Here is an 11374-nt window from a genome sequence, read left to right as displayed (position 1 = left end):
ACCATCCCATTAACAACGCCGAAACAACGCACAACGACCACATCAAAGCAGGATGATGGAGCCCCCCCTAAAACATATCAAGAAGGGTCTGAAATTAATATCGAAGAAAGCACATACCACTAAAGGTAGTATAAGCAAGACACCGGATTGAGGCCGGTGTCAAGTAATAACTAGCGCTGTACAATGTTAACGATATCACCACTTTCGAAGTAAAAAAGAAATCAAGCTATGACCGTTTACCAATGATTTATTATTTTATCAAAAATAGGATTTGTGATTCTACTGAGCATGTTTAATCTTACCTGCTCTAAAGTTATGAATCTACCGAGCTCCTCAATAGAGGTAAATTTATAAGGCTGGAGTGATTTTGGATAAAAGCTCTCGCCAAATATATCACTAAAAGAACATTCATTAGGATAAGTCAACCGCCTTTCGGCATCTAACCACAGCATCATTTCTAGATAAAGCCCAATATCTGAACGCCCTGATATCTCTATTGCATCATTCGTATGGTTTTTAATCCACTCATGAAACATGTAAGTAAAAATAAGCTGATTAAACTTATTACAGATAGGATGTTTACGCACATTCATAGAATTAAATGGGAAGTATAATTCAGGTGCCCCCTCGAATAAAACTGAAGACCTCTCTTGACAACCATTAATAAACCAACCCCGTAGCCTATCAGAGAGATACTCCATTGCTGAGTTTATATTCACCATGTTTATAGATATCGTTTCAAGTAAATCATCAAGACTTATTGGACTCATTAGTTCAACATTTACAACACCTGTAAGCAGGGATGTATTATGCTCTATATTGTAGAGCATTCCTTTACGCAAAACTGTATCCACGACAGTTTTGACACCAATATAATACACGCCTCCCGCGATAGTTTCATCGTAGTCATGAAATGCAATAATTGTTTTATCATTGAGACTTGCAGACCAAGCATTAAAATCACTCAACGTATCGATCAGTCTGTGACCACCATCTATAAGCAAAAAATCTATTGGAACATCCCATCCAGACGCTATAGAAGCAGATGTGCCGTTTAAAAAGCAAATATTCTTACCATGAAGTTTACTTTTTGTTTCCATAACATCTTGATTTATATCAATTGAGTATATTTTTGTAGAGCCATGCACGTTATTATAAATTAGATTGGCAGTCCCTCCCAAAAATGTACCAACCTCAACAACAGTACTATTTTCACTTAAATTACGACATATTTCAATTATTTTATTAACCTCATAATGAGAATGTAAGCTTGGTGCAGGCTCATATATCATGTAACAACCTCCATAGAGCGAAATACAATAAAAACATTAGATACTTAATAGGTAAGCATTTCTGATTAACTCCCACGCAGGAGAGTGAACATCATGCAATGGATATAAATTAAGAGATTTCATTTTACCAATAAGACTCTTTTGTATATCGGCACCAGAAAATTCCGCAGCAATTAGAACATCAACTTCATTCATTTCACACAAAACATCCGGGTGTATTACGTCCCACTTATCTTTTATTTTACAACCAGATATAGCCTTATCGACGAAAACAATATCATAATTACCATAATTCATGGCATTAGCATGCAAAAAATCTATGATTTTTCCAGCCAAAACACCACGGGCACCATAAATGAATAGTCTTTTACTTTTACAATGCAGAAGAGACAAACGAAAGAGATTAATTGATGAGTCAGAACAGAATATGGTTTCTTTAGCCGTTGGATTGTAAAGATTTCCTCCATATATTATTGCCTCTCTCTTTCCTATAATACCCAATGCATTATCAACAGCTGGTACAGCCCGCCATTCCAATATAGGTGAAAGTAAACTACTAAGCCATGAGTCCAAGATATCCAAACCACGGCATAATATCGCCACGCCAAATGGAACAAAATCCAAGCGATAAAATTTCCACCCTTCACAATAAAAATCACTCGCTAATTCTTCAACCGCAGAATACAGATCAAAAGTCCCTGCATCATGAAAATAGACTAACGAAGATTCATTAAGAAATTTTTTTATCCCTATAAAGTCCTTCTTTAACTGCTCTGGATTGTGAAGTCCATCAACGATACAACAATCATATCTTTGTTCTAAATCTCTGCGACAATGAGGAATATCTTCAGGAGAGAACCCTTTAAATAAACTCAATTTATTGAAATGCTTATCAGCAATTGCCTTGGTAATTAAAGACCCTATTTCATTCTCAGCGCCCTCAATTTCAGCATCAATTACATCTATAACAGACTCATCAAATATTGCAGCCATATTAAGAGCACTATAACCAAACGCATTACCAATAATATACATACTACTGGGGGTCCAGATACTCTTTAAAAAAACCCAAAATGAAATATCTTCTACACACATCCCCCCACCAACATCCAACACATTACCTTCAGCGTCTATGATCTTAGCAGAAAAACTCATATTATTTCCAATGTGGACTTTATATCCTAATTCATTGTATGCATTTACAACTTTAGGGTGCATAAAATTTATCTCCACAATTAATAAAGGTAAAGGCTAGATATCATTAACATAAATCATTAATATCATGTAATTCAGTAAAGTATTTTAACGATAAAATCACAAAGATAGAATATATTACGAAGATGAAATTATAGGTAGGGTGGCATCATTTTTGCCATACTTATTTATTACATGAAGAACATCAAATTGTATCTGCTCTCCTGGCATATACATACGAATTACGCTGATATCCGCCCTAATTTTAAAGTACTGTTCATATATTAAATGACCAGATGATTCTGCAGCTATACACACAATTTTCACAGAAGCCATATCAATAATAGAGTTATCGTAGATATAATGCTCACCAACATATCTTCCTGCCAACCTGTTATCAATAGGATAAATCACCACGTTGGGCAGATAGATAGATGAGAAGTTTAACAAAGAACGACCTAAGTCACCACCAACTCCATATATTGCAACTTTTTCTCCTTTATTTAACTTAGACAAGCCTCTTAAGTTATCAAATAGCCTTCTCCGTATTTGCATAGGTTTATTTACAAACACTCCATTTTTTTTTATCTTATATTCAATAGGATAATGTATAGAACAATCATTCATTATATCTGCCGATGATGAAATCATGAAATAATCATAATTTATGCCTCGAGGAAAAACTAGGCCATCAATAAAATATGAATTATTGTTTTTGTCAGTGAACATATATCGATGTAGTGGCATAGAAACATCACCTAATAAACCACTGGGAAAATCACCATAATTACTTACAAACTCACAGGCCAATTCTCCATTTCCATCAGAATAATGAAGTGGATTATCCTGAAATTCGGAAAAATCAAATAACACACCAAAATTATTTATCTTGTCAGGTTTAGCAGTCGCGCATATAAGCCCACTATCTATACATACGGTGGCTGAGTCTACCATTGAATTAACTGTTACAAAATCAACCGCAGGATTTTTATCAAAAAAGTTCTTAATATTTTCTAACAAAATCTTAAACGACCAATCAGATTGAACACATAAATTATAAACTCTATCTATATTTATGGCATCATTAGTCTGAAAGCCAATATTTACAAGAAACTGGTGTAGTCGATTTTGTACAGTGTGTTCCAAAAGTTTATTTTCTTTAATCTCATATTTATAATTATTCTTCTGGAGAAGATATAATAGTTTTTCCAAAAAATCATGTTTATTATTAAAATAAATAACAGTACTCTGTTCCCCAAGACATTGGTATAGTTCTGGATTATAATTCGTCAGTTGCCTACCACCTGTTCCAAATACCTCAAAATGGCGCAGCTTAACCTGAGGCTCTATACTCTCAGGAGCCCATCCTGGATTAAAAACAACCTTTGCATTACCATATACACTACTGAATTCATCTAGGTTTAATGGGCCACGAGAGAACATCCCTAATATAGGATGTTCAGTCCATCCATAGCCATATATTGCGAAATCAAGATTCTCTACTTTTGCCAATTCAGCACAAATACACAACAACTCATCCCTTAGAAGACCATCCTCACAGTTAGTCCCACTCTCTTTTGATAACTTATTTTTTCCAACAAAGACAATGTCGTGACCGCAATCAGGATTTGGCGGTGATATAAATTTCTCATTAAATCCCCATGGCATATAATAAATGTTTTCATATCCCTTGTTGATTCTAAACTGATAAGCCTTAGCTGAATGAGTATAAATGTTAGTGTAGTGATGATCGTAGTTGCTTATATTAAGATTCATCCATATGCCAGGCTCATCATCAGGGTAAAAGGCAGATACAGCCACTCTATTTTTAAGTTGAATCCAAAATGATTCAGAAAAGATATCTTTTATCCAATCATGATAAACATACACATGGCTTATTTTGCCATTCACAACAATATCTATAATGTATTTTTCTAATTCATAACGGCCTAAGTAGTAAGAAAGAGGCAATGCATTAAGAGTAATGCAAGAATCGCCTAATATATCTTTAAAAGGAGCCCTACAACTACTATGTATATACTCAATATTGAATGCGCCTATTACCAATATTATGCTCATATCAAATTACATTCCCATCAATGCTAAACATAATAGATGGCAATGAGCCAAGCGCCATTATTTTACGGACCTCATCATAACCAACCCCATCAGAGTTAGAGCAAGGGGCAATAATCATTGTGCTGTCGCTCAACAAGCGACAAAAAGAAGCATGAAGTTTCTCAAAGTCAAAATGTTTTACATTATTGAAAACTGAGATATGTTCACCATTCATCACTTCCAACAAATCCTCCATGAAACGCTCATGCGTAAATACTTTTACATTCCAACCAGAGCTATTTAGCTCTTTAATTAAATGCTTGGTGAAATATATGTTTGCACATTGTAGAACAATAATGTCTGAATCCTTGCTAATGTTTCTAGAAAGGAGTTCATTATTTAATTTTTTTCCATATGCACACTTACTAAATATTTTATTCTGCTTTGATATGTTAAATCTACGATAGGCTTCACTTATATAAAACTCTAGCTGTTCACCTGTAAAATTTTCTGTTCTAGATACAGCTTTTGTAGATCCGACATAATCCTCCCAATTTTCACTCTGCAACCATCCAGCCTCTTTATACATTTCGTACATACGAGTACCAGGGTAAGGTGTCGCAATGGAGAACTGTACAGTGTCACAAGGAAGTTCACATGCGAGATCAATTGTTTTCTCAATAGTCTCTATCGTGTCACCAGGTAAACCAAAGGTAAACGTCAAATGGACTTTGATACCACGATCTGCAGTCTTTTGAATACCGCTAATAACTTTATTGATATCTATATATTTTTCTGAGGCATCCAGAATTGATTGCTCAGCAGATTCAACACCGTACTTGATACTATAAAGCCCAGCATCTACGAGTGCATCTAATTGTTCATCATCAATTCTATCCGCGCGCCCCATGGTCGCCCATGGAATTGTATTTAACCCAGCTTCAGTGATCGCTTTAGCCAAAGCAATTACACTCGCTTTACTCATATTGAAGGTATCATCATCAATATAGAAGCTCTTGTACGGAATTTTTTGCAGATTTGCCTTAATTTCACCGACAACATCTTGTGGAGTACGCTTACGATACTTCCCGCTTTTATAGAACATTTGTGGCCAAACACAAAATATACATCCGTAAGGGCAACCACGCGTCGACATGAGTTGTAATTGTGGGCGGGGCAACCCACATACACCATCAAAATAGTTTAGTGCAGGTAATCCATCTTCTCTCTCTGCCCACGGCAATGAATCAAGACCTACCAATTCACCAAACTCAGTTTTAACAACACCAAGCAGCTCACTTCTGAAAAGAATACCTGGTATCTCACTCAGGAGACGGTCGCTAACACCATCACGGATAACCTCAAGCAGCTTCATCACACTGGCTTCATATTCGCCATACGCAATATAGTCAATAATTGGTGTACGTTCTAGAAATGACTTATCCTCTAATTCAATATGTAATCCGGTGAATACGATAATACACAATGGATGTGAGTTTTTAATTTTATTTGCTATCGCAATATCATGCTTCAGTGTAGCAGAGGCCGTTTCGATAACGATCACATCAGCATTATATGAATTCACAAAATCATAGAAATTATCATAAGTCTCACCCAGAGCAATCGAATCCCTGACATATGCTTCAAAACCTCTCTGCTTTGCAAGTGCACCAGCCGTTGCCAACCAGAATGGAAATGGCAGATAACCGCCGAGCAGACCAGGAAGAACGCCATCTTTTTCGCAGGCATTATCAACAGTAAAAGTGTGTGGCCAGCGTGAACCAGCTCTTACACCACGCCAGCCTTCACGACCATCTTCAGGAAGCTTATACCAAGGCATATTAAGGAAAAGTACACGCATTATGTTCACCTTCATCATTTATAGTTAATTTGATGACATCAAATGATATGAAAATCTGGATTGCTATCAGAAAACTTCATATCCAAACCATTAATCCAAACCACATCACTAATTGCAGTTATAGTATGTATTTCATTTTTTTCAATAATGAACTTTGCTCCTTCAGATAACTCTCCATCAAACAAAATCTCATTTTTCAGTGTAGTTACTTTTAAGTGTAATCGACCTGACAATACAATAAAAAATTCGTTTGTACTCTTGTGGTAATGATTACCCCTTGCATGGCCAGCTAAGGTTATAATCATATTTATTTCAGCAAGAGGAAATTCTCTAAATATACCAGTAACCTCACCCCTTGCATCTATACGATTCATATATGACTCAATGATCTTCATCCTATACTCCACATATCAAGAAGCGAACGGCTAAGTTGCGGCGTTGTCATACCCAATAAATTCCATGAGGCTGTCGAATCTAGAGAAAGATCGTAAATATCATTCGATGAAAGACTACATGAAACGTCAACTAAAGAAGGTGAAACACCTGCAACATTAGCTAGTTTCTGGGCAAATTCTACTCTCGAACATCGTTCACCACCAAGATGCACAGTACCTAAATGAACTTTGTCTATGATGGCAGCAAGTCCATCATAAAAACATGGAAGATATAACGGACTATAAAACACGTCACTAAAACAGCTTACAACTTTGTTGTCAGACCAAGCACTTAATAACATCGCAGGAAATGCTGCATATCGGTCAAATACCGCTGACGTTCTAACTATGGTTGCCTTTTTACTATATAGCCTCAGATATCGCTCTGCTAAATACTTACTTTTTCCATATATAGTATTAGGATTTGGTCGGTGACTCTCTCTGTAAAACCCTTGTACTCCATCAAAAACATGATCAGTGCTAATGAATATAAAATGAGCAAAAGGAACTAAACGACAAAGATTCACTACCATTTCAGCATTATCTGTTCGCGCCTGTTTTTTATTTGACTCTAACCACTTAACATTCTTATTCCCTGCACAATGTATAATAATGTCTGGGATACCATTGCTTGTAATTAATTGACATACAAAACTATTAGATGTTAAGTCCCCGGACCAATTAAGTTGGCTGGAGCGACCACCGATCGGTATAACATGAAAGCCTTTACTGTTAGAAAAAGCATCAACTAGATACCTACCAATATAACCAGAGGCACCAGTTACCCATATTGTTCTGCTCATTTAAATGAACCCCAAGCAGGGAAGAAAGGATCATAGAGAGGTAAGAGTTTCACACTTTTATCTAGTGATACACATTTTTCCATAATTTCTGGTCCAGAAATAGCTGCACAAATGAGTACAATCATGTCTTTTGTAGAGGAAATATCATCATGGCCATATATATCGCCTATCGGAAGACAACTTCCCCTAAGAGCATTATCAACAAGAATCAGCGAATCTATTCCTTTTGACGTTTTCAGATACGAAATTGCTGACTCAGCCAGATCACCTCTAACACCATACACAATTAGTTTCTTTTTTTCATATATGCAACGTTCTGATACACGATCAAGAAGCCAATATAAAGGATTGACTGTATTTACCCCAAATTCACCACACAACCATGAGTCAAACCTCATAATCAGCATCGTATTCAAGCTACTCCTATTACCTAAAGAAGCTAGCTTAATATTTAATGCATGAATACTGTCAGTATCACAGATACATTCCAACAATGTTTCGCGGTGAATCAAACTGGTATGGAGTGGCATTTTAAGTGACTGGCTTAATTCACCACCAATAATTCTCATTAAACCAGGAGTAATATTTCCTACAAACTCGCCTTTTGATACGTGGCAAGCATATATTTCTTCCCTGCGAGGCTGTACAGGATCTCGTAGCTTGCTATACCCATAGGAAAATAGCTCGCAGTCGACTATCTCTGGCCTCTCCACAACAGCGTGCGATGCCGGCACGTTGGGAATACGAACGTCAGTTCCTTTCGGACAGATATAAATATATTCAGCCGTTGATGCCTCAAGGTTCTCTGTTAAAAGCTCAATGTTTTCATTAAAAGCTATTTTTTCAATCTTGTTAACGTTATTATAGACTGGCGTGGTCACTTTACAGCTATTCATTAAATCACGAAGTCGACTATCAATTGTGTGTTGTTTAAAAGCTTTATTCTTAGCTAAATTTGCAAGACTGGCACACTTTTGCGGTTTATCTAACCAATATTTTATCTTTTCAACTAAGTCAGCAGCTTTATCATAGAATACTATTTCCTTATTCTCCTCAAAAAGAGTACCAAGCTCGGCATTCTCATTAGTCAGCTGTATTGCATATCCGTTAGCTGCAACTTCAAAATGGCGTAGTTTTACTTGAGGCTTTAATGACTGACCATCCCACGCATAACCAGGATTGAAGGCTATGCGTGACGATGCCAGTACTTTTTGATATTCATCATCCGAAATCTGGCGAGCATACCAAGGAGCCAAGGTTGGGTGGTTTTCCCACCCAAAGCCAAAAATCGCAAATCGCCATCCATGATGTTTAGCCGCATTGGCAATTGCCTGTAATAATTGGTCCCGGATTGCACCATCTTCTCTATATAAGCCGCTCCCTAGCGAATCTTTGTTACGGCCAATAAATATCACATCATAATTGTACTGATGCTTATCTTCGCTCATGTCATATTTTATGATGCGAGGATTAAATCCCCAAGGAAGATAATAGCATTCCTGTTCAGGAAACTGCTCCTTTCTTTTTTCGATAGCTGAAGCGGAATGCGTAGCTATATATGAATAATGATGATCAAAGCGAACATTCCTTTGAAACCATACTGGTGGCTCATCGTCGGCGTAGAATGTAATAACTTTAGTGGTTTCTTTTATTTCCGAAAAGAAACTATCACTCAGATCTGCAAAGATGAGATCATGATAGAAAAAAACATATCGCACTTCAAATTCTTTAATTATCTTCTTTAGATATTTTTCAACATCTTCTGTAGATAAAATAGAAAGCAATACGTTAACATCAACTGATATGAGATTTTCGTTAGATATTATACTTAATGGCTCAAGCCAATGATTATTTATGTAAGGATAGTCAAATGCGCCAACAACAAGTATTGGGTGGCTCACTTTATAAATTCTCCATCCAAATTTACACCTGCTATTATCTTCCCTGTTGCAACGAGAGCCATTTTCTCTACCTCAGCATAACCTGAACCGAACCGGTGACTATAGGGAATTAATGCACCACAAAAGTGACCACTAAGATTTTCACAGAGGTCTTTTAATTGTATAAAGTCAAAGTTGCTCGATTTAGAGAATGAATGTAACTGGCTATCCTTAATGAGAGCTCTAAATTCATCACAGAAGCGCTCATGGCATAATACATGTACATTGTGGCCAAGGTTTAACAAGGTAGTCAGAAGTGCTTTGGTAAATGACACACGAGCAGACTGAAATAATAATATGGGACGTCCATCATTACCAATAACCGCCAGGCGCTCTTTTAAATTAACAATAAATTTATCATCCGTCACTTTACGCCGTGCATCTGCCTCTGCGTAGAGTGACATTGCGAGCTTTTGATAATGCTCCAAATCCTCAGGTGTCAACGTATCCGTCTTACTAACCGCCTTGGTTGAACCTACATAGTCAGACCATTTGTCAGACACTAACCAGTCCTTATCCTTATATATGTCATACATACTGGTTCCTGGATAAGGTGTCGCTATGGAAAACTGTACTGACTCACAAGGTAGCGAACATGCAAGGTCAATTGTCTGATTTATTGTATCATGCGTGTCATTTGGAAGTCCGATGGTAAAAGTTAGATGAACCTTTATACCTGCATTATGAGTCAACTCAATGCCACGAATCACTTTATTAATATCAATGTGCTTACCAGAACTATTCAATACGGTTTGATCTGCTGATTCCACACCGTATTTTACACTATATAACCCGGCTTCCTTCAATGCGTCGACCTGGACTTGGTCAATCAAATCGGCCCGTCCCATCGCACCCCACGGATAATTATTCAACCCTCTCTTCTTGATTTCTTGGGAAAGCTCAATAACAAATCTGCTGTTTATATTGAATGTGTCATCATCCAGATAAAAGCTTGCATAGTGGCCCGTTTTCATGTTGTGCTCAATTTCATCGACCACATCTTCAACGGTACGTTTTCTATACTTACCGCTGCGATAGAACATCTGCGGCCAAATGCAAAATATACAACCATATGGACAACCACGGGTAGCCATGATCTGCAGTTGTGGCATTGGGAGGCCACTTGCGGTGTCATTATAGGCAAGGGCGACCACGGGATCCCGATAAGGCCAAGGGAAATCAGCCACTGATTTTCCTACGCTAAATGAATTTTTTATAACAGAACCATCATCATTTCGATATAATAAACCAGGAACGTCCGAAAGTGTTTTTTTATCTCTTAATGCCTCAAGAAGGCTAACTAATGATAGCTCATATTCACCATAAACGATGTAATCAATGCTTACGTGTTTTTTTAAAAAATCTGGAGAGTCCAGCTCAATATGCAAACCGGTCAAAACTACGGTTAAATCAGAGTTAAATTCCCTGAGCTGCGCGATGACCTCTAGGTCGTGATCCAATGTTGCTGATGCAGTCTCCAAGACAAGAATATCTGGATGAGATGCACAAAATGCATCATAGAATGCCGTGTAGCTTTCTGACAGAGCGATCGAGTCTCTTAATTCGACCTCAAAACCGGGTAGTTCATTCAACATACTGGTCGCTGTTGCCAACCAGAATGGAAATGGTTTGTAGCTATTTCGCAGTTCAGAAATAGTGCCGTTTTCATCTGTATGCGAATAGTACGGAAATGTATGAGGCCAACGAGAACCTGCGCGCACACCATGCCAACCAGGTGCTTCCGTAGTCGGTTTATGATACCAAGGAGGATTGCTCAGAAAGATTTTCATGA

8 protein-coding genes are annotated in these 11374 nt (G+C 37.3%); all 8 read right to left on the bottom strand.

The genetic code is table 11. The annotated features are described in order from the left end of the window. Positions 1 to 236: 236 nt before the first annotated feature. The 8 genes from ACE1BR_RS21720 to ACE1BR_RS21685 all read right to left on the bottom strand — a co-directional run bounded on the left by ACE1BR_RS21720 (position 237) and on the right by ACE1BR_RS21685 (position 11372). A complete protein-coding gene (locus ACE1BR_RS21720) occupies positions 237 to 1292 on the bottom strand; it encodes a class I SAM-dependent methyltransferase (protein ID WP_374873953.1) in 1056 nt (351 codons plus the stop codon). A 36-nt stretch (positions 1293 to 1328) separates the two neighbouring features. Further along, the gene (locus tag ACE1BR_RS21715) at positions 1329 to 2510 is read right to left on the bottom strand and encodes a class I SAM-dependent methyltransferase (protein WP_374873951.1); all 1182 of its coding nucleotides are present in this window, start codon (positions 2508 to 2510) and stop codon (positions 1329 to 1331) included. Positions 2511 to 2624: 114 nt separating this feature from the next. After that, on the bottom strand, positions 2625 to 4565 hold the full coding sequence (locus tag ACE1BR_RS21710) for a glycosyltransferase (protein ID WP_374873949.1): 1941 nt from the start codon (positions 4563 to 4565) through the stop codon (positions 2625 to 2627). Between the two features lies 1 nt (position 4566). Beyond that, positions 4567 to 6405, bottom strand: a complete 1839-nt coding sequence (locus ACE1BR_RS21705) for a B12-binding domain-containing radical SAM protein (protein WP_374873947.1) — start codon at positions 6403 to 6405, stop codon at positions 4567 to 4569. 38 nt (positions 6406 to 6443) lie between these two features. Further along, entirely contained in the window at positions 6444 to 6800 is a 357-nt protein-coding gene (locus tag ACE1BR_RS21700) for a cupin domain-containing protein (RefSeq protein WP_374873945.1), read from the bottom strand. Beyond that, positions 6797 to 7642: an SDR family oxidoreductase gene (locus ACE1BR_RS21695; protein WP_374873943.1), complete on the bottom strand. Its 846-nt coding sequence runs from the start codon at positions 7640 to 7642 to the stop codon at positions 6797 to 6799. The genes ACE1BR_RS21700 and ACE1BR_RS21695 overlap by 4 nt, the downstream gene beginning before the upstream one ends. Then, positions 7639 to 9543: a glycosyltransferase gene (locus tag ACE1BR_RS21690; RefSeq protein WP_374873941.1), complete on the bottom strand. Its 1905-nt coding sequence runs from the start codon at positions 9541 to 9543 to the stop codon at positions 7639 to 7641. The genes ACE1BR_RS21695 and ACE1BR_RS21690 overlap by 4 nt, the downstream gene beginning before the upstream one ends. After that, positions 9540 to 11372, bottom strand: a complete 1833-nt coding sequence (locus ACE1BR_RS21685; protein WP_374873939.1) for a B12-binding domain-containing radical SAM protein — start codon at positions 11370 to 11372, stop codon at positions 9540 to 9542. The genes ACE1BR_RS21690 and ACE1BR_RS21685 overlap by 4 nt, the downstream gene beginning before the upstream one ends. Between the last annotated feature and the right edge of the window lie 2 nt (positions 11373 to 11374).

This window comes from Aeromonas sp. MdU4, assembly GCF_041929505.1.
Classification (GTDB): Bacteria; Pseudomonadota; Gammaproteobacteria; order Enterobacterales; family Aeromonadaceae; genus Aeromonas.
The sequence above is the reverse complement of the archived record's forward strand: the minus strand, read 5'-3'. Positions and strand labels throughout refer to the sequence as shown.

Excerpts from the sequence above, each read along its gene's own strand:
- ACE1BR_RS21710 (WP_374873949.1), bottom strand. The coding sequence starts at position 4,565 with ATGAGCATAATATTGGTAATAGGCGCATTCAATATTGAGTATATACAT.
- ACE1BR_RS21685 (WP_374873939.1), bottom strand. The coding sequence starts at position 11,372 with ATGAAAATCTTTCTGAGCAATCCTCCTTGGTATCATAAACCGACTACG.
- ACE1BR_RS21695 (WP_374873943.1), bottom strand. The coding sequence starts at position 7,642 with ATGAGCAGAACAATATGGGTAACTGGTGCCTCTGGTTATATTGGTAGG.
- ACE1BR_RS21715 (WP_374873951.1), bottom strand. The coding sequence starts at position 2,510 with ATGCACCCTAAAGTTGTAAATGCATACAATGAATTAGGATATAAAGTC.
- ACE1BR_RS21700 (WP_374873945.1), bottom strand. The coding sequence starts at position 6,800 with ATGAAGATCATTGAGTCATATATGAATCGTATAGATGCAAGGGGTGAG.
- ACE1BR_RS21720 (WP_374873953.1), bottom strand. The coding sequence starts at position 1,292 with ATGATATATGAGCCTGCACCAAGCTTACATTCTCATTATGAGGTTAAT.
- ACE1BR_RS21705 (WP_374873947.1), bottom strand. The coding sequence starts at position 6,405 with ATGCGTGTACTTTTCCTTAATATGCCTTGGTATAAGCTTCCTGAAGAT.